We start from the raw sequence: 24,498 nt of genomic DNA on the forward strand, positions 1-24,498 counted from the left end.
TCCTATGCGTCCCCTCAAATGGTTTTCGCCTATCGAATTTCTTAATAATAGTGTCCAATATGATTGACAAACCTACACCATGGCTTGCCGGCAATATTTTTTTCACTATATTTTTTCATATTGTTCATATCAATATAATATGATTTACGCGCTTTATGAAAAGCAACAAAAAAGTGCCATTTTTCGCACTTTTTAGACTAGCACCTACAAAATTCATCATGATAATTTGTACAAATTTAGTCTTGCAAAAACGTTTAAAATAGTATATAATATATCTGTTAAAGTAAAGTGATTTTGTTTATAATATCAAACCAAATATCAAAGAAAGAAACAAATGTATGAAAATAAAAAAAGAAATAAACCTCTTTGCGGGAATGTTCACCGCCGAGGAAATATATCGCTATGGTGATATCATACTGCTGTTAGGTCATATAATATATCTTGTGCTGTTTTATCGGTTCGGAGTATACCAAATGGTATATTACAACTATTTCAGCGTAGCATTCTATGCAGCGATGTATTTCCTGCTTCATTTTAAGAAGATAGGCAAAATGTCATTTACTTACCTTGTGCTTGGCGAGATAATAGTACACGCCTGCATGGGTGCTTATTACATAGGCTGGTCAGCAGGATTTACGCAGATAATGCTGTGTATAATACCTATTCCATTTTTCATTTCACAAAACAGGAAAGCGATACCATATATACTTTCGTCCTTTGATGTTGTAGTGTTCATAGTCATGCGTATCATAGTCACAAACAGGGTCGCACCTTACAGCTTTGATACCAACAGAGAGAATATCTTATACATTTACAATACTTTATGCAGCTTTATTATAATTATCTATGTATCTTCCATATACATTTTCACAAATGAGCATAACAAGCGTGAAGCAAAAGCACAGAACGAAAAGCTTCAAAAGCTCGCTACTATCGACCCACTCACCCAGCTTTTCAACCGCCGTGCCATGATGGATTTTATCAAAAAGATAGAAAGCAACAGCCGCAGGACAAACAGCGTATATTCTATGTGTTTGGGCGATATTGATGATTTCAAGCACGTTAATGATACATATGGTCACGAAGTCGGTGACAAGGTACTTAGAGCGGTATCAGATGTTATAGCTGGAAACGTGCCTAGCGAGGGCTATGTGTGCCGTTGGGGCGGTGAGGAAATACTATTCGTTGTTCCAAATACAGACACAGAAAGCTGCGAGAAGATAGCAAAGAGCATTTGCCAGAAAATACATGAGTGTACATTTAAGGAAAATTCTCGAAGTTTCAATATATCCATGACTTTTGGAGTTTACTCAGTGACTCCAAACGAAAACTATGACGAGGGTATCTCAAAAGTGGATAAGCTGCTATACAAGGGCAAAAATCAGGGCAAAAACTGCGTTGTATCTAAATAAAATCAAGGCAGCCGTGTAGAAAAAAACTCCACGGCTGCCATTTTCATGCCTATTTTGCAGAGAGATATCCTCTCATGTCTACAGAAAGGCGTTCCTCAAGACATATAAGCTCCTTGGCAATGTTCTTGGACTTCTCGTCTGCCGCCTTATAATTGTTGAGATATCCAGACAGGGACTTCACGCCCATATTACAGCCGTCTGTTATAAAATCTGCCACAGCGTCGTCACTGCTCTCTGCCGCAAGCTTGAAGTTGGTTTTAAGCCATGCCATGCCCTTTGCCACAGCAGGCGGTTCTTTTCCGCTGTCATGATATGAATTTAAAAGTCCCTGAAGCTTCTCTTGTATCTCCACGTGCCCTGCAAGATTTTTCTCTAACGTTCGCTTTAGCTCTCCGTTTGAAGTGTATTTCAGCGAATCCTCAATAGACTGCACGCCCATTTTTATTCCTGCATCGCACTCCCTGAGAAGCTTTATTGTATCCTTTTCTATCATCTAAGTTCGCTCCTTTCATAATTGCAAATAGTTTTCCACAAAAATTTCTCTTTATGCCTGCATAAATTCAGCAAAACTATTGAAAAATCTTTAAATTTGTGATATAATTTCTTCATGGCTTATGCCTGAAGTATATAAGGGGGTATTTTAAATGGGAGAACACAAACATTACAAAGAGTCGGGCAAATTCAGCCCAGTTGGAGCAGTGCTCATGGTGCTTGCAACGGCAGTATGCGGCGGACTGCTTTTCTGGCTCTATCTGCTTTTTAAGGGCTGGTGCACTATCATCTATCTCAATGTTATCGCTGCGATAGCGGTGTCATGCGCACTTGGCTTTGTGGGAGGAAAGATAGTCAGAGCATTCAAAATGCGAAACACAGTTGTGGCAGTTGCCTGTGCAGTGGTGGGCTTTTTATTAGCCTCATATTTTAAATGGGCGCTGTATGATTACAACGATCTGAAAAAATATGGCTATGAGCTTATGGAAGAATACACAGCCTATGATTATTATGACGAGCTGAATATGCTTTTTGATGAAAACACAGACGGTTTCGGTGATTATTATGACTTTTATCACCAGACCAAGGCATATGATCTTTTCAGCAACGATTCAACAGGCGATTTCACAGACAAGGACATTGCCACCATGCAGAAAAAGTCTGTATGGCAGTTTTTCGAGCTTGACAAGCTTCTCGGCAAGGATAAAAAATCCGCACAGAAAAGCCTTGAAAAGTCATACACCATGAACGCTTACGACTACACTTATGATTACAGAGATTATGATAAAACAGGACTTTTTGACATAATCGCACACCCTTCCGACCTTTGGAATGATATAAAGTCTATCAACAAGGAGGGTCGCTGGTCTTACAAGTCATCACATTCATCAAGAGATAACGGCTCGCTTGTAAACGGCACGATCTTGTGGATAGTATGGGGCAGTGAATTTATCCTTCTGCTGGCTTTCCTTGTGGGCGGTGTGAGAATCAAGTCAAAAGAGCCTTTCATAGAGTCTGAGGACGATTGGGCAGAATACAAAAACCTCAAGGGTGCATACAAATTCATGGTGCCTGAGGACATAAAGTCATTTAAGGTTTCAATGGAGCAAAGCCCTTACACGCTTTTTGATTATCAGACGGCTGTTACTCAATTCCTGCCTACATATATGGTGATAGATTGCTATGTGAGCAAGTCAGGCAATGAGAATTATCTCACAGTTTATCAGCAGACGATCAACCCTAAGAACAAAAATCCTGACACAAAGGTGCTTGTGAAAAACCTCTTTGTTGACGGCGATTTCATGAACAGGCTTTATTCCCTTGCAAATTTTGCTCCGCAAATGCAGGACGTTCAGCAGACTCCGCAGTAAAGATAACAAAATAAAAACATACAAAACAGGATGACTTAGATTTCATCAAAAGGGGATATGATTATTATAATGAAATATGTTAAATATGTATTGATGAGTTTCATATATGCTCTTTTGTTTAATTTAACTGCATATTTAGGAGCAGGGATAGCTTCTGTTATTTCTATATTTATTTTTTTTATTATTTATACAGCGGTACAGTTGGCTTTTTTTGTTAAGTTAAGCAGCCATAATATAAAAATATATTGTTTGGGTGTTATATTGACCATTTGTTTTTCTGTTATAATCGGTTATATATTTTACGATACTGATTTTTTTATTCATATATTTATGGCTTTCAATGGTGATTATGGAACACCTAATGCAGGAAGCGGCTTCGGTATGATTCTAAGTTATAGTCTTAATGGGATAGCATTACTTTGTTCAATTCTAATTGGTATATATAATATACTGACTAATCGACAGCAATAAGTCTAAATAGTTCAATCTAAGTTAGGTGGTATAGAGCATCCTCAATATTTACAGAGTTATTATATTTTTTCTGCTCATTTTTTGCGAATAATTTTAATTAATGTAGGTGTCTGGGTTCAGCAATATTTTATACATATCATAACTAGGAGGAATTGTAGTGAAAAAAATAGCATAGTAGCTGTTATATTTACATTGATTGTTTCTATGTTTTTATCTTCACGAAACATTGTATATGCGGCAGAAGATAAAGCAAGGGCGATAACAATTCATATGCAAGGACTATCTGATGAGGCGTATTATGTTGATCTTCTAAAGATAACAAAATAAAAACATATAAAAAACACGGCTGAAAAAAGTATCAGCCGTGTTTTATTATGCCAATTTTTATATTTTACAGCCAAGCGCCGTAAATAGTTTCCCCTGTAAGTTCACGATATGAGCGCACTCTAAGATCCAGCATATCGGCTCTCGCCTTTGCAATGACCTGTGAAGGTGAATTGTAGTTCACCACTGTGGCAGGCTCGCTGTAAGAGGTGTGGTCAAGCTTATCCTTGACCGCTTCTGCTACCTCATAGCCCTGGGATTTCATTGTAGGCTTGCCCGTAACGATAGACTTGCGGTTAAGCTCCTGTGGCTTTATGACCATCACATTGTCAGACTTTAGTGTTATGTCAAACTGAAAATCAGCCGAGTCGCAATACTGACCAATGCCTATAACCGTCACCTTTGCAGTTCCAATGTTCACGTTGTCAGAGTAAACTGTTCTGTAATCAACGTCAGGAATAAGCGTTTCTCCGTCTACAAAAACGTCAAATATCTGTGTTCTCTCCTTGCCAGTGTATGACATAGAGCCACGCATATTTGTAGTACAGCCCACAATAGTGAGCTTTGTTTTTATGCTCATATCCGCACTGTCGCTTCCCTCTTGGACACTGTCAACAGTGTCAAGAAAAGCTTTCACTTTATAAACATATCTTGTTTTTGGAACAAGTCCATAGTCTGTAAATGAAGTGCCGTCTGTTACAGTTGCTATCTGCTCAAACTCTGCGTCCTCAGCGTCGGTCTTTCTGTAAACATAATAGCCGTCAGCCTGCGACACCTCGTCCCATGTTAAAGTGAGCTTATCAGAGCAGATATCCTGCGACTTTACGTTATCAGGTGCGTTCAGAAGCACTGCCGCACTGCCTGTGACGTAAACATCGCCCTTGCTGTTGTCAGCAAAGCTGTTTCCGCTTATTTTAACCTGAGATTTCTTATTAGCTTTTATTCCGTAGCCTTTATTTTTATTACAGGTGTTGTTGAAAAATTCCACAGAAGCGCTGTTGTCAGCCATAAGACCGCTAAGACCGTTTTCTTCAAGGATATTGTCAGAAGCCTTACCGCTTCCGGCGGTGAATATAAGTCCGTGATTTTTAGACTTCTTAACAGTGTTTTTTCTCACATCTGCCTTAGCTTCTTTGGTTATCTTTATGCCGTTGGAGCCTGCGGAGGTTATAGTATTGCCTGATATGGTATTTTTATCAGAACCGCCTGAAACATAAACTCCCGACACGCCTGGCTTTTTAATGGTATTTGAGCTTACCTCATTGCCTGAACCACCGCTTATATAAACGCTGTTCTGCTTTGTGCCTGTAAGCTTATTTTTGGTCACAGTCACCTGTGACGATTCGCTGAGCCATATAAGATCCATGGAATAATTATATCTGTCATAGTCATAGCTTATATCGTTAGAACCTATGAAAATTCCCGAAACGTCCGTGAGCCTTACTGCCGAACCAGCTGTTTTTATAGTGTTGTCTACTATCTTCACGCCCTTTACAGTGTAATTGTAATCAGGGTGTGAGTATGACTTTTCAAGCTTCTTGCCGAATATCTGGATAGCATACGGCTGGGGATAATAATATGTACCCACAACGGTTATGTCGTTGTTTCTTATTATGGTATTGGCATTATCGTCAAGACGATCCTTTATACCTGCATATCCTGAATTAGGCACATGGAAATTTGCATTTTCATAATCGGTCATGTACTTGAAATCTATGGCACAGCCAACGTTTTTCATAGTATTGTTTTCGATTATACATTTTTTATGATTAATAAGTACGATAGCTGTTCCGCTCATATTATAAAATGAGTTGCCTGATATAAGTGTATTAGTATAATATACACCAAGACAAGCTGAATGTGAGCCAAGACCTCTTATAAGGTCATGGAATTTGTTGTTCTTTATTACAGCATTGTCGCAAGGGGTATCATCAAAAGGCTCATACGCCGGGAAAACATCACTGTTACTTATGGTATCCAGCTGTATAGCCTCTTTCTGAAATGTTCCCGTATAACCATGAAAATCGCAATCCTCGATAGTGATGCCCTTTACACCGCCTATCTCAACATGATGACCATTGTAATTGTTTTTTATCTCAACGTTCTTTATCCAAAGGTTTTTCATGTGACCAAATCTCATATTAGAAAATGGTCTTGAAGTAGGCGAAGGGTTGCCGTCCCAACAGCCTCCCTCGATAACGATATTTCTCTCGCTGCCATATCCGCCTGCACCGTTTGCCTGAGCGTTCTTTATCATACAGCCCTTGTCAAAATTTCTGACGATAGTCGCTCCGTCCTCAAGATACAGCCAAGTGTTTGAATATATCTCCAAAAGCTTGTCTATCCTGTATTTTCCTTTCGGCACAACGACCTTTATCTGCACAGAGTTGGAGCCGTTGTCAATGGCATAGTCAAGGGCTTTCTGTATCGCCTTTGAGGAGTCTTTCTTTCCCTTTTTGTCTGCGCCGAAGTCAACAACATTCACTTCAAGCGCTCCCGAATATCCGCTTATTTCCGCTCCACTGGCTTTTGTGCCGGTGATAGTGGAATAATCATAAGCAAAGCACCTTACTGTCATAAGCATAATGGCGAGTAAACACGCCGCTGCAGAGGCAATAAAGGTGCGAGTTATCTTTGTCAATTCTCATCTGTCCTTTCGTTGTCTTAGGGTTATCGCTGCTCTCTTTTTGTTCTTTTTATCTTTTTAGCAGAACATATTTTACACATATTCAATTATACCAAATCAAGCCCCGTTTGTCAACCGAAAAACGTCAAAAAGACGAAAGCAATAACTCACAAAGTCAACACATGATACTTGTGCGTTATCACAACAAAAAAACTGCGGTGAAAAATTCCACTGCAGTTTTTTAACACATATGCCTTTTTATCCTAGCGCCACATCAAGTATCATCATAAGCAAGAAGCCTAGCATTACGCCAACTGTTCCCATGTGACCTTCCCCCAGATGTGCTTCGGGGATAAGCTCCTCCACCACCACATAGAGCATTGCTCCTGCGGCAAAGGCAAGAAGCCACGGAAGAAGCGGTTGGATAGCACCTGCGGCAAGAACGGTGAGAAGTCCGAAAACAGGCTCAACAATTCCTGAGAGAGTGCCAAGACCGAATGCTTTCGCCCTGCTCATGCCCGATTGCCTCAGCGGCAGTGCGATAGCCGCACCCTCCGGAAAGTTCTGTATTCCCATGCCTATAGCAAGTGCGATAGCAGAAGCCAGCAGTACCGAGCTGTCATTATGTGCCGCCAGTGCAAAGGCAAGACCTACTGCCATGCCCTCCGGGATATTGTGCAGTGTGATAGCGAAAATAAGCATTCCCGAACGCTTTAGTCCCCTGCGGACGCCCTCTTCCCTTTCAGGCTCAGGTAGAAAATAAGGCATTGCCTTGTCAAGCCCCATAAGAAACAGCACGCCTAGCGCAAAGCCGCCTGCGGCAGGTATCCAGCCTATCCTGCCGAGGGCTTCCGCCTCGTTTATGGCAGGGATAAGCAAGCTCCACACGCTTGCGGCTATCATAACGCCTGCGGCAAAGCCTAAAAAGGCTTTCTGCACCTTTTCGCTTTGCCCCTCTTTTCTCATGAAAAAGACCACAGCCGCACCTAACGTCGTCATAAAGAATGTAAAGCCCGTGCCTGCCGCAGCCCAAAGTAGACCATTCATACTATTATGTTTCCTTTCAGACAGTATTATGTCAGATACAATGACATATCTTAGTCTATGAAAAGCCTTTACGCTGTGTGAAAAAGCCTCTGACGACAAAATACATTAAATTTGTCTGAGATTTTCAGAATATGACCCGTCCCAAGTGAATATAATGTTCTCAGCAGGGCATTACAAGCCCTTTACGATCGTATGATCAGTTTATTTTTAGGAGGAAACAGACAAGATGAACACTATGGATCTTAAGCTTAACAGAGAGATGCTGTCAATGACACGGACTATCCTTGACGCCTCCTGCGAGCAGGCTGTGGAAAAGGATTTTCTGCTGCCCGACTATTATCCCGATATTTTCAGGGTACTAAAATGCGTTATCATGCCAACTGTACAGAGCCATTCCATAAACGGCGGAAAGCTCAGCTTTGACATGGCAGTGCTCATAAGAGTGCTTTACATCAGCCAGAACGACAAGCGGATAAACTGCATCGAGCAGAAAATGAACTACACAAAGTCTTTCGACCTGCAAGGGGATTGCGGCGACCCTATGATATGGCTCACGCCAAAATGCGATTACGTCAACTGCCGTGTGGTAAATCAGCGCAGACTTGATATCAGGGGTGCTGTGACTATCCACGCAAATGTGACGGGCGAAGTAACTGTGCCTATAGTCACAGACGCATTCGGCTGCGGCATTCAGCTTAAAAAAGTTGCTGTTACATACCCTGCAAAACGTCTTACCGCTGCAAAGCGTATCACACTAATAGAGGAATTGCAGCTTTCTGCGGCAAAAGCCCCTGTTGGCACTATCCTGCGGACAGATTGCCGCATTATCCCACAGGAACACAAAATGATAGCAGGCAAGCTTGTGACAAAGGGCGACGCTGAGATAATGATGCTTTACTCCTGCGTAACTACCGACGGAGAAGAAACCGCTGAAACAATGCGGTTTACTCTGCCGTTTTCACAGATAATCGACATAGACGGCATTGACGATACTTTCACCGCAGATGTGAGGATAACCCCTGCGGGGTGTGATATCATACCAAAGTCTGACGATTCCGGCACACTTGAATGTGAGCTTGTGCTTCTTGTGAACTGCGTTGCCAAAAAGCTTTCCACCTGTGAGATCGTCACAGACGCATATTCCACCTGCTTTGAGTGCGAGGCTGAAAGGTGTGAAAGCAAGCTTGACAGCGAAAACATAAAGTTATCTGACAGCCACAGTGTTACTGCAAAGCTTTCCTGCCAGGAGGGCGAGATACGCTGTGTTCACGACAGTTGGGCGACCCTTTCCAATGTGACATCAAGGCTTGACGAGGAAAAGAAAGCCTTTATCATTTCAGGAAGCGTGACGTTCTGTATTATCGGCAGGAACGAGGACGGCACTCCCCTTTATCTTGAAAACGATTCGCCTTTTGAGCATGAGATACCCCTTCCGGAGAATGTCAATGGTGAGATATCCATATCCCCTGACCTGTGCATAGAAAACTGCACATACTATCTTGCAGACGAAACAACAGCGGAGCTTAAAGCCGATATCAAGATAGGCGGCGAAATGACTATTCAACAGACAGGGACTATGATATCAGAGCTTAGGGTACTCACAGATAAGCCGAAAGAGAAAAATGACAAATACGCTCTGAAAATATGCTACTGCAATGAGAGCGACGATATCTGGGAGATAGCGAAAAAGTATTCAACTTCCATAACAGCCATACTTGAAGAAAACGAGCTTACCGACGATAAAATATCAAAACAGGGAATGTTGCTTATCCCATTAATGAACTAGGAGGACAGACACATGAAAAACGATATTTACACCGACATTGCCACACGGACTGGAGGCGATATCTATATAGGCGTGGTAGGTCCTGTCCGCACAGGAAAATCCACCTTTATAAAGCAGTTCATGGAGCAGTTCGTTATACCGAACATTGAAAGCGACTACCGCAAGGAGCGTGCCATTGACGAACTGCCCCAGTCCTCCGCAGGCAAGACTATCATGACCACTGAGCCTAAGTTCATTCCTGAGGAAGCTGTGAACATCACCCTAGAGGGCGGAGCAAGCTTCAACGTGCGAATGATAGACTGTGTGGGCTACATAATCCCAAGCGCCATAGGCTACATAGAGAATGAAGCCCCGAGAATGGTGGTCACACCGTGGTTTGACACGGAAGTACCATTCAACATGGCGGCTGAGGTGGGAACGCAAAAGGTCATAACAGAACATTCCACCATAGGTCTTGTGGTGACAACAGACGGCAGTATCACCGACCTTCCACGTGAAGAATACGAGGAATGTGAGGAGCGTATAATCGACGAGCTGAAGCAGATAGGCAAGCCGTTTGTGGTGCTTATGAACACCACTGAGCCTTACTCTCAGCAGACAAAAGACCTTTGCGAACAGCTTTCCGACAAATATGGCACTACAGTTATGCCTATAAACTGTTTGGAGCTTTCGGAAAAAGAGATAAAAGAGATACTTACGCTTCTGCTATACTCTTTCCCTGTGAAAGAGATAAACATTTCAATGCCCTCATGGATAAACTCTCTTGACAAGGGTCACTGGCTGAAAGAAGCGGTTTTCGGACATATCAAGGAAGCGGCTTCGGCTGTGACAAATCTTCGTGACATTTCAGACTGTGCCGAAAAGATATGCTGCTGTGAGCAGGTATCATCTGGTTCGGTGGCTGAGATAGACCTTGGAAAAGGCTCGGCAGTCATAAAGGTGGAGCTTGACCCTGCGCTGTTTTTCAGGATAATAGGCGAAGCCACAGGGCTTGAGATAAAGGACGAAAACGACCTTATGCCGAGAATTTTGGAGCTTGTGAAGATAAAAGAACGTTTCTCGAAATTCAGCTCTGCCCTTGATGAAATGGAGAAAACAGGCTACGGCATCGTTATGCCTGAAATGAACGAGCTGACCCTTGATGAGCCTGAGATAATAAAGCAGGGTGGAAAATACGGCGTAAGGCTCAAAGCCGCCGCACCAGCTATCCATCTTCTGAAAACCACTATCAACACCGAGGTCGCACCTATCGTCGGTTCAGAAAAGCAATCTGAGGAGCTTGTGCTTTATATGCTCAACGATTTTGAGGAATCACCTGAAAAGATATGGGAGTCAAACATTTTCGGCAAGTCACTCCACGAGCTTGTGAGCGAGGGTCTGCACACAAAGCTTTCAAAGCTTCCTGAGGACGCACGCATGAAGATAAAGGAAACTATCGAGCGCATGATAAACGAGGGCTGTTCGGGACTTATCTGTTTTATTCTCTAAGAGTTTCATAAATGAAAATAAACTGATCCACAAAAAAAGCGTTACACTGAAAAAAGTGCAACGCTTTTTATCTTGTATAAAGTGTTAGTTTACGCCCTCTGCAAAGCTGATCGGCACACCGAAAAGCACACCTGCGTTAGGCTGTGAAAGGTCGCCGGTAACATCAGTTATCGCCTTTCTTGCAACATCTACCTGATCGTCTGCAACGGCAACGAAAATTGTCTTGCCCTTTTGTGCAGCGTCCTCGCCGCTGAGAATAGATCTCAGAACGCCGATCATAGGCAGATTATCCATTGTAGAAATAGATTTCGCCATTCCCACGCTGTCAATGACCGTTCCTCCTCTTATGCCTGCCTGTGCCAGCGAACGCATGATTTCGTCTACTAACTCGATTCTCTTGATAACCAAAAACAATAACTGCATTTTGATCCGTCCTTTCATCTCTTATTTCCTGAATGACGCAGCCACCCAGTCTTCTTTTTCTCTTATCTCAATAAGCTCAAAGCCCTCTGCTTTAAGCCTGTCAAGCACCTCATCTTTTCTCTGGTCGATTATACCTGAAACTATGAGCGTTCCGCCGTCTTTGATAAATCCGCCGAAAATCCCGCTCATGCCTATAAGAACATCTGCCACGATATTTGCACAAAGCAGGTCATAGCCTGTACCTATCTGCTCCACCAGAGCCTTATCGTCTATGATATTTCCGCAGTAAGCTGTATACTTTTCTGCGCTTATATGGTTTTTCTCTGCATTTTCCTTTGCTATCTTAACAGAATTTTCGTCAACGTCCACCGCTGTTGCACTTTCAGCACCAAGGAGCAATGCGCCGATAGAAAGTATTCCGCTTCCGCACCCAAGGTCAAGTATCCTGTCGCCCTCATGGAGATTTTTCTCCACAAGCTCCAGACAAAGCTGGGTTGTGTTATGCTGACCTGTGCCGAAAGATGAGGCAGGGTCTATTTCCAGTATCTTTCTCTTTTCACCCTCAGCGACCTTTTCCCAAGACGGCTTTATAAGAAGCTTTTCGCCAACGCAAAGGGGCTTGAAATACTGTTTCCAGTTATTCGCCCAGTCCTCTTCCTTAACGTTTTTAAGCTCATATTCAAGTCTGCCGAACTCATTGTTCACGTCACGCTTTTTGAGCGCTTTAAGCTCCAGCTTCATAGCTTCAAGATTTTCAAGACCCTGAGCGTTCTCAGGGAGATAAACTGTCACTGTAGTTTCACAGTTTTTTAGACCCATAAGGTCATCATCTATATAATCCCAGTTGCCGTCCTTATCATCAAGAAAGTCCTGAAAATCCTTTGCGTCCTTGATAACAAAGCCGTTTATACCCATTCCAAGCAGACTTCCCGTTACGGCTTCGATGCCTTCTGTTGTGGTATATATATCCATTTCAACCCAGTTCATAATATCAATTCCTTTCGATAATATCTTATTATAACACATTTTTGCGATTTTGTAAAGCTTTTTGACTATGATTTATTATACAAAATTAAATATTGATAATTGTATATACTTATCAAACATCAACTATAACAAGTGTAAACAAAAAGCTTCCCGTCAAAAAACGAAAAGCTTTCATGATCATTTTTTCTTATCGTAAGCGTCAAAGGCTTCCTCAACAGTGCCGTCCACCTGCACCTTGCCGTCTTTTAGGAATATCGCCCTTGTACAAGTTTCCTCGATAGCCTTGCGTGAGTGGGAAACGAACAGTACCGTTACACCAGTGGCGATAACATCATTTATCTTGTCACGGCACTTCTTCTGAAAGTCTGCATCGCCAACGCTCAGTGCCTCGTCAACAACGAGGATATCAGGCTTGATATTTATATTGATAGCAAAGCCAAGACGCATTTTCATTCCGCTTGAATATGTTCTTACAGGTTGGTCGATATACTCTCCAAGATCTGCAAAATCAATTATATCCTGCTCTATCTCCTTTATCTGATCGTCATTAAGACCGAGTAGATAGCCCTTTAGATAGATATTTTCCATACCCGTCATATCCAGTGAAAAGCCTGCTGTAAGCTCAAGCAATGCGGCAACCTTTCCTCTTACAGTGATAGTGCCGCTGTTTGGAAAGCTTACGCCTGTTATCATTTTCAGAATGGTCGATTTTCCTGCACCGTTCTTTCCGATAATTCCCACAGACTCGCCTGGGTATATCTTGAAGCTCACGCCTTTAAGGGCAGGGTGTTTCTTTACTCCCCTGTTTTTTGTGAAAATAGCCTTAAAGCGTGCCTTTTCGTTTTTATATAAAAAGTATTCTTTTTTTACGTCCAAAAATTCGATAATTGGCTCAGTCGCTTGATTTTCCATTTAAAAGTCAGTTCCTTTCAGCCTTTGTTACAGAACGTCAGGAAGTATCTTCCTGAACTTCTTATAGGTGTGTGCTCCGAGGAATATCATAAAGATAAACTCCGCATAGAACACTATAGTTTCGGTGGTATAGTTAGAATCAAAAATAAACGTGTCTGTAAGAAAGCTCTTTCTATAGCCGTTTACAAAATAGTTTATAGGGTTGAAATACATGAGCTTTCTCAGCCACAAAGGTGAGATATCATATGTGTTCCAGAATATACCTGAAAGCCAGAAAAGTCCTGTTATAACAGAATTTATAAGATTTTCAAAATCCTTGCTGAATGCACTGAGAGGAGCAGTCATCCACGAAAGCACAAGGAAGAAAAAATACATCATCAGCGCATAATAGATAAACTGAAGATTGTAAATACTCGGTCCAAAGCCCAGACACAGCAACACCACATACATTATAGCACACAGCAAAATGTGGATATAAAGTCCCGAAAGTGAGGTAAAGGTCATGATATTTGAAACAGGGAAGGACAGCTTTGTTACAAACTGCTTGTTGCTTCTTATTGACCTCGATCCTCCAACGATACATTCTGAAATATAAAACCACGGCACATAGCCGGTGAGCATGAAAACGAACTGAGTATACTTTCCGTTAATGAAATGCACTCCACCGTTTCTTTTTAGACCTATTTCAAAGGCAAACCACAGTATAAACAGGGTAAAGGTCGGCTTGATAAGTGCCCAAATCGGACCTAACGCTGCGCCCTTATACTTCTTTTTCAGTTCGTTCACCGACAACATTCTTATCTGTCTGAGCTTTCCCTTATGCTCTTTCAATATCTGGGTAAGCCCGAACCAATCAAACTTTTTTCCTTCTATTTTTATCATCTCCGTCAAAAACGCTCTTTGTCCAAAGCGCTGTCGATTATTCTTTCCGTTGACCTGCCGTCGCAGGCAGACATATATTTTTCCGTGAAACGCTCAACTCCCTCACGGTCAAAGCTCTTTTCACTGTCAAGCACAGCCTGTGCAAGCTTCTCTCCCTCCGTCACCAAAGGCGCAGGCATATCTATTTTATAATCAAGATAAAAGCTCCTGCCCTTGCTGTAGCTCTCAATATCAGGGGCAAATATCACCCACGGCTTTTTATACAGTGCATACTCGAACACAAGCGACGAATAGTCCGTCACAAGCACGTCTGCCACAGGCATGAGCCTGTTTGTAGCAATATCGCAGTTAGTCAGTCCGCTGTGAAGTCTGGGGTGCATTTTTATAATGACTTTCCAAGCCTCGCCAAGCTTTTTTTCAAGCTCTGCGGCATACTCCTCGCCCACGCAATGACAATCCAAAGCATTCCCCCTGAACGTCGGCGCATAAAGCACTATCTTCTTGCCCTTATAGTCGGGATATCTCTCAAAGAACTCACGTCTGCACTGCTCGTTGTAGCTTTCATCAAAGAACACGTCCGTACGGCTGACGCCAAGGGGCTTTACGATATCTTCTTTCAGCCTGAACGCAGACACAAAAGCCTTTACGCACTCTTTACTGCTCACAGTGATAAGGTCAAAATTTCTTGTAACAGAGCCTTTGAAATGGGAAGATATATCCTCCTCGCTGTCATAGCCGAACTTTTTCAATGCTCCGCAGGAATGCCAAAGCTGAACCACTGTCGTTTCCTCACGCTTTTTGCAGGAAGTCACAGGCACAAAATAGTTGCATATGAACACAGCCCTTGCATTTGCATAAGCTTTCATAAAGCTCATCATATATTTAAGCCCCGAGACCATTCCACAGCTTGAAAGGTCGCAGTACATCTCCCTGACCTTATAGCCACGGCTTTGAAGCTCCGCTTTTATAAGCTCCATGCTCTCTGGAGTAGAAACGCTGTTAAGGTCTGCAAGGATAACGAGCTTTTTGTCTATATCCTTTTTCTTTGACAGCTTATAGCACAGCGGCAAAAGCGTTTTTTGCAGTGCTGATTTTATGTGCTGTCTTATTATACGTTTGCGGCTCTCCATTATCCCCTAAGAAACCTCTTATATATCTTGCCTGTCAGCGATTTCGGCATTATGAAAATGAAAAACTGAAAAGTGCATGGAACAATAAAGTCCCACAGATTTGAATATCCCATACGGAATATCTTCCACCTGACATTCACAAAGGACTTTGTGTTCGCCCAGTTTCTTCTTCTCTCATAATTGTTCGCCGTAACTCTGTACATCACAAGCGTTTTGTCAAGATTTATTCCCCTTGCGCCGTCCGCAAGCATTTTCACCACGAACTCATAGTCCTCACAGCGTTTTATATTGCTGTAACCTCCCACGCTCAAAGCACGGGATTTCTTATAAACAAGGGTCTGATTATTGAACGGATTTCTCCGCCTTGCATATTTGTGTATTTCTTTATTGGTCAATGGCGTTTTCTTTGTGGCTATCACTTCGCCCGTCTGACTGTCGAACTCGTCTATATAAGCCCCAAGCATATCTATCTCAGGGTGCTTCGCCAAAGCATAAAGCGACCTTTCACAGCGGTCAGGCTTAGCGATATCGTCAGAGTCCATTTTGACTATATACTCATTTTTGCAGGCGTCTATACCTCTGTTAGCGCATCTTCCTGTGCCAACATTCTCCTTGAGCCTTATGGGGTGAAAGCACTCGTAATTCTCCTCATAGTAGTCTACTACCTCGTCAAGCTCTTTTGTGAGCTTTCCATCGCACACAAGCACAAAATCGTTCGTCACATAGGTCTGTGACAGCATACTCTCGATACTTGCCCTGAGATGTTCAGGCTTCTCTCCTGCATAAACAGACATAAGCACGCTGTATTCAGGCAACTCCACATTTTTCACTACCATAGCGCACCGTCCTTTTTTCATTCTGTCAAAATTATCCCCACAAATCTGTAAGCTATTCCATTATACCATTAAAACCGCTGTTTGTCAACGCAGGCGGGGCTTAACTTTTCCCAAAATCAACAATAAAATGTTGAAAAAAATAGCGCATTTAAGCAACAAAAGGCAAATAAAAAAATGAAAGAAGGAGCGTATTGCACTATGATCGATTATAGCACACTTAATAGTAATTTGAAAAGAGGCATTTTATCAAAAATAAGTTATAGCCTTAACGATCGCAATAAATACTATGGATATTTCATAGGTCATAACGAGAAATGCTATTGTCAATATAGCTTTATACATTTCTCTCAAATATTCCCAACTTTTACACCCAAAATGAGCAAACAACGCAAATGCGCAGTCCCAACTTTTACACAAAAAAGGCGGCATTTTACTGCCGTCCTTTGTATCAAGACTTTATCCGTCACTTTATGACCTTAGCGCATATCTTTTCGTAATTGTCTATCTTATAGTTGAGTCTGTCGATAGTCGCAGCTATCTCCTGCTGTTTTTCAAGAAGGTCTTTTCTCTGCTCGATAAGCAGATTTTTTCTTGCCTCGATAGTGCTGTCGCCCTGCTGATACAAAGCAACATACTCGATAAGGGCTTCTATTTGCAGACCTGCACCTCTCATGCACTTTATGAACTCTATCCAATTGCATGAGCTTTCATCATAGTCCCTAAGACCACTTTTCGTTCTCGGCACAGGAGGGATAAGTCCTATACGCTCATAGTATCTCAGTGTATCGGGTGTAAGCCCGTATTTCTCACTAACTTCAGAAATAGTCATAGCTTTACCTCTCTATTAAAGTGCATTATACTGCTCGTCTGAAACAGGCTCGCACCACTCGTTCGATGCGCCCTCGGCAGGTATCTCAAGAGCAACGTGCGTGAACCACTCGTCCTTTGTTGCACCGTGCCAATGCTTTATCTCCGGAGCAATGTAAACAACATCACCAGGGTGCAGCTTTCTTGCAGGCTGACCCCATTCCTGATACCAGCCCTCGCCATCTGTACAAAGAAGTATCTGTCCGCCCTTGTGGTGGATATGCCAGTTATTTCTGCACTTTGGCTCAAAGGTAACGTTGAAAACGCCTACGCCCTTGACATTCAGCTGTTTAAGATAGCTGTTACCGATAAAATACTGAGCAAAGTTCACATTTGGCTCGCCAAGACCAAAAAGCGAATCTGAGCAGCCGTTCTTTTCCTCAGCATACACTTCCCTTACCATTGGAAAGACAGCCCAAGCGTTAGGCCAGCCAACATAAAATGCAGCGTGAGTGATGATCTCCACCATTTCTGTCTTTGTTACTCCGTGATTTTTAGCGTTCTCGATATGATATTTGATAGAATTGTCTGTAATGCCCTTTGCCATAAGAGCTGTTACCGTAACGATACAACGGTCTCTCAGTGAGAGCTTGTCCTCTCTTGACCATACCTCTCCGAAAAGAACGTCATCATTAAGCTCTGCGAATTTAGGAGCAAGGTCGCCAAGACTATTTCTGCCTGCTGTCTGTTTTACTGCCATGGTAATTACCTCCTGGAGTTTTATTTATTGATTACATTTTACCACCTGGAGTTAGCTCCAAGTCAAGACCTTTTCTATAAAATCGTCGATATGCACAAATCGTCATGCAAAATTTGTTATCACCGACAATAGCTTAACGATAGTCCGACACCTTAAGAAAATCTTATGAAACAGTTAAGCTAATACTCGTGCGAAAGCTTCTTTAATATGGTATCATTGATACATCAAAAGCAAAGGAGCGGTCATTATGACAAAGAAAAACAAAAAGCATATCGTAATCGCCACTGCAATCATTATTTTGGTTGTGGCATTGCTTATATACAGATATTACATTCCTGATATGAAGCCCAAGAAGCAGTTCACCCCTGCCGCAGTGGAATACACCTATGACGACAGCGTGACATCATCTCAGCTTGCGGAGTATAATGCCCGGCAGGACTGGCAGCTCACATTGGTGAACAATGACACGCCTATATGCGAGAATTGCTCAGTGATACTCACCGCCCTTGACAATGGTCAGGCAGTGGACTGCCGCATTTACCCACAGCTTCAGAAAATGTTTGATGACGCACGCTCGCAGGGGATATATCCAACTATCACATCATCGTTCCGCACCGCAGAGGATCAGCAGGACATACTTAAGAGCAAATATGAACACTATCAGAAAATAGGCTACAGCGACAAAAAGGCGAAAGCCTATGCGGAAGAATGGGTGGCGATGCCCGGCACAAGCGAACACGAGCTTGGTCTGTGCGTCGATATCGCAAGCGGTGACAGCAGAGTTACAAATCAGAAAGTATGGGATTGGCTCGCCAAAAACAGCTATAAATATGGCTTTATAGAGCGTTACACAGCCGAAAAGCAGGATATTACCGGCATTATCCCAGAAGAATGGCACTACAGATATGTTGGCGAAAAGGCGGCAAAGGAAATGTATGAAAATGACCTCTGCCTTGAAGAATATTTACAGAATGTGTCATAAAAATGAAATTATGTACCCATTGTTTGATATGTAATACTGCGGGCGAACGCTGTTCGCCCCTACCACTTATTGATATGCGATTTTATGTATGGGCGACCTGAGGTCGCCCACTAATTATTTTCTTTGCAACATTCACAGCACTGTATCACCCACCGATACAGTGCTTTTATTTTGCAAACTGATTTTTGAGTATCCTAAGCATATCCTTTGCCTGCTGTTCAAGCTGCGACCTGAGATAATAGACACCGAAAGATATCTCTTTCACGCCTTCTATCGGTATCGCTTTTAGCGGACCTTTGTAAGCGTCCCCTATGGCGGGGAAAATCATAAACCCCAGCCCCGCTTCCGCCATTGCAACTGCGCTTTCATAATCTCCACAGAATATTATCTTATCCACCTTGCCGTTCGCAAGTATCCTGTGCTGCAAGGCAAATATCTCGTCAGGACAGGTGTGGCGCTCTATAAAAATAGGTCTGCCTGAGATATCGTCCACATCAAGGCTATCCGCCTTTGCAAGAGGGTGATCTTTCTGGCAAAGGCACATAAACTGACAGCGGCAAAGCTCCACATAGTCAAAAGGCTGTTTATGAGGACTTTTAAATGACAGAAGAAGCTGTATCTTCTGATCTTTGAGCTGATTGTCTATAGACTTGAACGGAGTAAGATCTATATACGGCAAAAGATCATCATAAAGCCTGGACATTTCTCTTAGGGCAGGAGTCAAAACGTTCAGCTCCGCCTGATTGTGACAGCCTATGCTTATCCTTACAGGTTCGTCCTCAAGCTTTTCTGACAGCCTGAATTTTGCTGAGCCTGCTATTTTAAGTATCTGCTCTGCGTCTGAAATAAACATTATACCCTCTCTTGTGAGCGAAACGCTCTTGCTCGTTCGCACGAAAAGCTTCACCCCTAGCTCGTCCTCCAAAGAACCTATCTGGTGGCTCACCGCAGGCTGAGTGATGCTCACAGATTCCGCCGCCTTGGAAAAGTTAAGATACTGCGCCACAGCCAAAAAGCACTCCAATTGTACAGTATTCACAAAAACCGCCCCTTTATGTTTGTTTATTTCCGCAAATTGTTTCGTTTGGTAAACAATTCTTAATAAAAATTAAATTTGATAGCAATCTATAAAATTCTTTTATTCATTATAACATATTTGTATTTCACTTTCAAGTAAAAGTGTGATATTATTAATTAAAGCAAAATGTTAGGTGCAAAAATGTAAGGAGGCGAACAATTTGGCAGATAACAGAAAAAAGAACATTCTGCGGTATTCCAAATACATTCATCTGAAAATAGAATGTGAGATAAACACCATGCTCGCAGGCAAGGGTATAACCGCCGCTCAGAGCCATGTGCTTATGTACATAATGGAACACAACGGCGAGCCTGTTTTCTCAACGGCGATACACCACGATCTGAATATTTCCCGTGCGACGGTATCAGGGCTTATAAAAAAGCTCCGTGCAGGAGGATATCTCTCCTATGAGGGCAGTGACGATGACGAACGTCACAAGAAGATAATAGCAACCGAGAAAGCCTATACCCTCCAGCAGGACATTTGCGACTGTCTTAAAAAGATAGAAACAATGGCTTTCCGTAATTTCACAGATCAGGAGCTTGACGAAATGGAACGGCTCCAGAAAAAAATGATAGACAATACAATATAAAAATAAGCGAGAGGAGGGATCTGGCTTGAAAGAAATACTAGCACAGATCAAACAGTACAAGAAGGACTCCATTCTGACCCCTGTCTTTACCGCACTTGAGGTCTTTATGGAAATGCTTCTGCCTTTTATAATGGCGAAAATAATCGACGACGGCATTGAAAAGGGCAACATGACAAACGTTTATATTTTCGGCGGCGTAATGGTAGCGGCGGCAATGGTCAGCCTGCTTTCGGGCTTTCTTGCAGGAAAATATGCGGCTTCGGCTTCATCAGGCTTTGCCTGCAATCTTCGTGAAGCTATCTACCGCAAGGTGCAGACTTATTCGTTCTCAAACATCGACAAGTTCAGCACCGCAGGTCTTGTAACAAGAATGACAACTGACGTTACAAACGTTCAGAACGCATACCAAATGATAATCCGTATCGCAGTGAGAGCACCGCTGATGCTCATCTGCTCAATGGCAATGTGCTTTGCAGTAAGCGGCTCAATGAGCACTATATTCCTTGCAGCTATCGTTCTTCTTGGCATAGTTCTTGGAATCATCGTTAAAAAGACGATGAAAGTTTTCACAGAAGCTTTCAAAAAGTATGACGACCTCAACGCAAGCATACAGGAAAACGTATCAGCTATCAGAGTTGTAAAGGCATATGTAAGAGAGGACTTCGAGCAGAAGAAGTTCAAGAAAGCCTCAGGCAACCTCTACAAGATGTTCGTAAAGGCTGAAAGCCTTATCGCACTGAACAACCCTGTTATGATGTTCGTTATCTACTCCTGCATAATGCTCATAAGCTGGCTTGGCGCAAAGAATGTTGTTGCAGGCACTATGACAACAGGCGAGCTTTCATCTGTTTTCACATATGTTATCTCCGCCATGATGTCACTTATGATGCTATCTATGATATTCGTTATGATATCAATGAGTACAGCAAGTATCAGACGTATCTCAGAGATACTCAAGGAAACACCTGATCTTCACAACGGTGAGAACCCAGCAAAGGATATGAAAGACGGCTCTGTTGACTTCAACAATGTAAGCTTTTCATACAAGCACGGAAGCGGCAAAATGGTGCTTAACAATATCGACCTGCACATAAAGTCAGGCGAAACTATCGGCATCATAGGCTCAACAGGCTGTGGAAAAACAAGCCTTGTAAATCTTATCAGCCGTCTTTATGACGTTGACGAAGGCTCTGTATGCGTTGGCGGCAAGGACGTAAGAGATTACGATATGGAATATCTGAGAGATCAGGTCTCTGTAGTATTGCAGAAGAACGTGCTTTTCTCAGGCACTATCCTTGACAACCTACGCTGGGGCAACGAAAACGCCACAGACGCCGCGTGTATCGAAGCCTGTGAAGCTGCCTGCGCTGACGAGTTCATTGAACGCTTCCCTGAAAAGTATGAAACTTATATCGAGCAGGGCGGCACAAACGTATCAGGCGGACAGAAGCAGCGACTTTGTATCGCAAGAGCGCTTCTGAAAAAGCCAAAGGTTCTTATCCTTGACGACTCCACAAGCGCAGTAGACACTGCAACAGACGCAAAGATAAGAGCGGCATTCGCAAAGTCTATCCCAGGCACAACAAAATTCATTATCGCACAGAGAATTTCAAGCGTCCAGGACGCCGACAGGATAATAGTTCTTGACGGTGGCAGAGTAAACGGCTTTGACACACACGAAAAGCTTGTTGAAACAAACGAGATATACCGTGAGATATATGAATCTCAGGTAAAGGGCGGCGGAGATTTCGACGTTCAGTCAGCAGGAAAGGAGGAAGCTTAAATGCCTAAGCCAATGAATAAAGAAATGGGCGGCAAGCCTAAAATGTCAGGCGACCAGATGAAAGTCCTCGGCAGAGTAATGAAATATATGCTCAAAAACTATAAGTTCTCATTTATAATAGTAGTGGCGTGCATACTTATTCAGGCTGTCACCACACTTGCGGGAATGATGTTCATGCAGTCACTTGTTGATGACTACATCACACCGATGCTAAAGACCTCCAGCCATGATTTTTCACCCCTTGCAAAGGCTCTCGGCGGTCTTGCAGTAGTATACGTTGTGGGCATTGCGGCTTCATACGCATACAACAGGATAATGGTAAACATCGGTCAGGGTACGCTGAGAAACATAAGAGATGATCTGTTTCTCAACATGGAAACACTTCCTATCAAATATTTTGACACACACCCGCATGGCGACATCATGTCAGTATACACAAACGACGTTGATACTCTCAGACAGTTTATCAGCCAGAGCATACCTCAGCTTATAAACTCTCTTGCAACACTTATATCCACCCTCGTTTCCATGATAATCCTCAACATTCCTCTTACCATACTCTCTATTGCAATGGCATTTGTAATGGTAAAGGTGACTAACGATCTCGCTTCAAAGTCAGGAGCGCACTTTGCGGCTCAGCAGCATGACCTTGGCGCAGTTGACGGCTTTATAGAAGAAATGCTTGACGGACAGAAAGTAGTAAAAGTGTTCTGTCACGAGGATAAGGCAATAGAAGACTTTGTAAAGATAAATGACAAGCTGAGAGTCAGTGCAAACGAAGCTAACAAGTACGCTAACATCATGATGCCGATAAACGCAAATATCGGAAACCTCAGCTATGTGCTTTGTGCCATTGTGGGAGCTATCCTTGCCATAAACGGCTATGCAGGTCTTACCCTCGGCACTATCGTAACATTTGTATCCCTTAACAAGAACTTCACACAGCCTATCACACAGATAAGCCAGCAAATGACATTCGTTGTTCAGGCTACCGCAGGCGCAGGCAGAGTGTTTGACCTCCTCGACCAGAAGCCTGAAACAGACGAGGGCTATGTTGAATTCGTAAATGCAAAATATAACCTGAACGGTGAGCTTGAAGAGTGCAAAGAGCGTACAGGCATATGGGCTTGGAAGCATCGTCATCAGGCTGACGGCACTGTTGACTACAAGAAAATGGAGGGCGAGGTCGTATTTGACGGTGTTGACTTCGGATATGATGACAGCAAGATCGTTCTTCATGACGTAAAGCTTTTTGCAAAGCCTGGTCAGAAGATAGCTTTTGTTGGCTCAACAGGCGCAGGAAAGACAACTATCACAAATCTTATCAACCGCTTTTATGACATTCAGGACGGCAAGATACGCTATGACGGAATAAACATTACAAAGATAAAGAAGCCTGCTCTGAGAAAAACTCTCGGCATAGTTTTGCAGGACACACACCTTTTCACAGGCACAGTAATGGAAAATATCCGCTACGGAAACCTTGACGCCACCGACGAGGAATGTATGGCAGCCGCAAGACTTGCAAACGCAAACGGCTTTATAGAAAGACTTCCTGACGGCTACAACACTGTTCTCACAGGCGACGGCTCGAACCTTTCACAGGGTCAGCGTCAGCTCATTGCCATTGCAAGAGCGGCAGTCGGCGATCCTCCTGTTCTTATCCTTGACGAGGCTACCTCCTCTATCGACACAAGAACAGAGAGTCTTGTTCAGGCTGGTATGGACGCTCTCATGCAGGGCAGAACAACATTTGTTATCGCCCACAGACTTTCAACTGTCAGAAACTCAGACTGCATAATGGTACTTGAGCAGGGCAGGATAATCGAGCGTGGCACACATGACGAGCTTATTGCCAAAAAGGGCAAGTATTATCAGCTCTACACAGGAAACTTCGCAGAAGAAACAGCATAAAATGGGCTATTCCGCCCAAGGAAAAACGCCACGGAGAGAATATCTCCGTGGCGTTTTTGTGCAATAAAAATGCGGCTGACAAAAGCCAACCGCAATAAATCTTATTCTTCTTCCTCTTCGTCCTCATCGAAATCTTCTTCATCGATGCCCATTGGACGAGGCATATCATCTGTCATAGGCTCATCTGCTCTTCTGAAATATGAGTCGAAATCAAAACGTCCCATGCAGATACGCTCCCAGTATGGTTTACCCGGCTCAAGCACCATAACATTATGCTCATGAACTTCGATAACATCATAGATCTTGCCGTATGAATCCTTTACCTGATCGCCCTTTACAACATTGGTCATTATATTCACCTTCCTTGTCATATCTTGAATTATACCACATTATAAG

The 24,498-nt window shown here is 42.9% G+C and carries 22 protein-coding genes; 9 read left to right on the top strand and 13 right to left on the bottom strand.

Going from position 1 to position 24,498, the window contains the following annotated elements; all coding sequences use genetic code 11:
* Positions 1-338 precede the first annotated feature (338 nt).
* A complete protein-coding gene (locus AB5123_RS00005; protein ID WP_117923365.1) occupies positions 339-1,412 on the top strand; it encodes a GGDEF domain-containing protein in 1,074 nt (357 codons plus the stop codon).
* Between the two features lie 49 nt (positions 1,413-1,461).
* On the opposite strand, the gene AB5123_RS00010 is transcribed toward AB5123_RS00005, so the two are convergent.
* Entirely contained in the window at positions 1,462-1,905 is a 444-nt protein-coding gene (locus AB5123_RS00010) for a hypothetical protein (RefSeq protein WP_278945989.1), read from the bottom strand.
* A 151-nt stretch (positions 1,906-2,056) separates the two neighbouring features.
* Here AB5123_RS00010 and AB5123_RS00015 point away from each other — a divergent pair, with 151 nt between their 5' ends.
* Positions 2,057-3,274 (top strand): hypothetical protein, encoded by a 1,218-nt coding sequence (locus tag AB5123_RS00015; RefSeq protein WP_337812323.1) that lies wholly within the window; start codon positions 2,057-2,059, stop codon positions 3,272-3,274.
* Positions 3,275-3,343: 69 nt separating this feature from the next.
* A complete protein-coding gene (locus AB5123_RS00020; protein WP_325207005.1) occupies positions 3,344-3,745 on the top strand; it encodes a hypothetical protein in 402 nt (133 codons plus the stop codon).
* Positions 3,746-4,136: 391 nt separating this feature from the next.
* On the opposite strand, the gene AB5123_RS00025 is transcribed toward AB5123_RS00020, so the two are convergent.
* Positions 4,137-6,710, bottom strand: a complete 2,574-nt coding sequence (locus AB5123_RS00025; protein WP_368364430.1) for a right-handed parallel beta-helix repeat-containing protein — start codon at positions 6,708-6,710, stop codon at positions 4,137-4,139.
* Positions 6,711-6,953: 243 nt separating this feature from the next.
* Entirely contained in the window at positions 6,954-7,742 is a 789-nt protein-coding gene (locus AB5123_RS00030) for a ZIP family metal transporter (protein WP_337812326.1), read from the bottom strand.
* A 226-nt stretch (positions 7,743-7,968) separates the two neighbouring features.
* On the opposite strand from AB5123_RS00030, the gene AB5123_RS00035 reads away from it, so the two are divergent.
* Both AB5123_RS00035 and spoIVA read left to right on the top strand, forming a co-directional pair.
* Complete coding sequence (locus AB5123_RS00035; RefSeq protein ID WP_337812327.1) at positions 7,969-9,528, top strand: SPOCS domain-containing protein; 1,560 nt, start codon at positions 7,969-7,971, stop codon at positions 9,526-9,528.
* 12 nt (positions 9,529-9,540) lie between these two features.
* On the top strand, positions 9,541-11,016 hold the full coding sequence (spoIVA, locus tag AB5123_RS00040) for a stage IV sporulation protein A (RefSeq protein WP_022288481.1): 1,476 nt from the start codon (positions 9,541-9,543) through the stop codon (positions 11,014-11,016).
* A gap of 84 nt (positions 11,017-11,100) precedes the next feature.
* Here the strand turns inward: spoIVA and AB5123_RS00045 are convergent, their stop codons facing one another.
* From AB5123_RS00045 to AB5123_RS00080, 8 genes are all read right to left on the bottom strand, one after another.
* Positions 11,101-11,439, bottom strand: coding sequence for a hypothetical protein (locus tag AB5123_RS00045; RefSeq protein WP_022288482.1), 339 nt, complete (start codon positions 11,437-11,439; stop codon positions 11,101-11,103).
* Positions 11,440-11,460: 21 nt separating this feature from the next.
* Complete coding sequence (gene prmA, locus AB5123_RS00050) at positions 11,461-12,426, bottom strand: 50S ribosomal protein L11 methyltransferase (RefSeq protein WP_022288483.1); 966 nt, start codon at positions 12,424-12,426, stop codon at positions 11,461-11,463.
* A 177-nt stretch (positions 12,427-12,603) separates the two neighbouring features.
* The gene (locus tag AB5123_RS00055) at positions 12,604-13,338 is read right to left on the bottom strand and encodes an ABC transporter ATP-binding protein (protein WP_038670818.1); all 735 of its coding nucleotides are present in this window, start codon (positions 13,336-13,338) and stop codon (positions 12,604-12,606) included.
* Positions 13,339-13,365: 27 nt separating this feature from the next.
* On the bottom strand, positions 13,366-14,220 hold the full coding sequence (locus AB5123_RS00060) for an ABC transporter permease (protein WP_147338411.1): 855 nt from the start codon (positions 14,218-14,220) through the stop codon (positions 13,366-13,368).
* 5 nt (positions 14,221-14,225) lie between these two features.
* Complete coding sequence (locus tag AB5123_RS00065) at positions 14,226-15,350, bottom strand: CDP-glycerol glycerophosphotransferase family protein (RefSeq protein WP_117923369.1); 1,125 nt, start codon at positions 15,348-15,350, stop codon at positions 14,226-14,228.
* Positions 15,350-16,186: a glycosyltransferase gene (locus AB5123_RS00070; RefSeq protein ID WP_022288487.1), complete on the bottom strand. Its 837-nt coding sequence runs from the start codon at positions 16,184-16,186 to the stop codon at positions 15,350-15,352. The genes AB5123_RS00065 and AB5123_RS00070 overlap by 1 nt, the downstream gene beginning before the upstream one ends.
* A 463-nt stretch (positions 16,187-16,649) precedes the next feature.
* Entirely contained in the window at positions 16,650-17,015 is a 366-nt protein-coding gene (locus AB5123_RS00075; protein WP_117891291.1) for a MerR family transcriptional regulator, read from the bottom strand.
* 15 nt (positions 17,016-17,030) lie between these two features.
* Positions 17,031-17,753 carry a carboxymuconolactone decarboxylase family protein gene (locus tag AB5123_RS00080; protein ID WP_117957675.1) on the bottom strand — a complete coding sequence of 241 codons (723 nt, stop codon included), beginning with the start codon at positions 17,751-17,753 and terminating at the stop codon, positions 17,031-17,033.
* 247 nt (positions 17,754-18,000) lie between these two features.
* Between AB5123_RS00080 and AB5123_RS00085 the strand changes: the two genes are divergently transcribed.
* On the top strand, positions 18,001-18,735 hold the full coding sequence (locus tag AB5123_RS00085) for a D-alanyl-D-alanine carboxypeptidase family protein (RefSeq protein ID WP_256320349.1): 735 nt from the start codon (positions 18,001-18,003) through the stop codon (positions 18,733-18,735).
* Between the two features lie 166 nt (positions 18,736-18,901).
* Here AB5123_RS00085 and AB5123_RS00090 read toward each other — a convergent pair whose 3' ends face one another.
* Positions 18,902-19,774 (bottom strand): LysR family transcriptional regulator, encoded by an 873-nt coding sequence (locus tag AB5123_RS00090; protein WP_329963335.1) that lies wholly within the window; start codon positions 19,772-19,774, stop codon positions 18,902-18,904.
* Positions 19,775-19,973: 199 nt separating this feature from the next.
* On the opposite strand from AB5123_RS00090, the gene AB5123_RS00095 reads away from it, so the two are divergent.
* From AB5123_RS00095 to AB5123_RS00105, 3 genes are read left to right on the top strand one after another with little or no spacing between them, the layout of a single operon-like run.
* Complete coding sequence (locus AB5123_RS00095; RefSeq protein WP_022288492.1) at positions 19,974-20,405, top strand: MarR family winged helix-turn-helix transcriptional regulator; 432 nt, start codon at positions 19,974-19,976, stop codon at positions 20,403-20,405.
* Between the two features lie 25 nt (positions 20,406-20,430).
* Complete coding sequence (locus AB5123_RS00100; protein WP_195249237.1) at positions 20,431-22,188, top strand: ABC transporter ATP-binding protein; 1,758 nt, start codon at positions 20,431-20,433, stop codon at positions 22,186-22,188.
* A gap of 12 nt (positions 22,189-22,200) precedes the next feature.
* Positions 22,201-24,102, top strand: a complete 1,902-nt coding sequence (locus tag AB5123_RS00105) for an ABC transporter ATP-binding protein (RefSeq protein ID WP_278945997.1) — start codon at positions 22,201-22,203, stop codon at positions 24,100-24,102.
* A gap of 101 nt (positions 24,103-24,203) precedes the next feature.
* Here AB5123_RS00105 and AB5123_RS00110 read toward each other — a convergent pair whose 3' ends face one another.
* Positions 24,204-24,452, bottom strand: coding sequence for a hypothetical protein (locus AB5123_RS00110; protein ID WP_022288495.1), 249 nt, complete (start codon positions 24,450-24,452; stop codon positions 24,204-24,206).
* Positions 24,453-24,498: the final 46 nt, after the last annotated feature.

This window comes from Ruminococcus sp. RTP21204st1_B2_RTP21204_210225 (assembly GCF_040914135.1).
Classification (GTDB): domain Bacteria; phylum Bacillota; class Clostridia; order Oscillospirales; family Ruminococcaceae; genus Hominimerdicola; species Hominimerdicola aceti.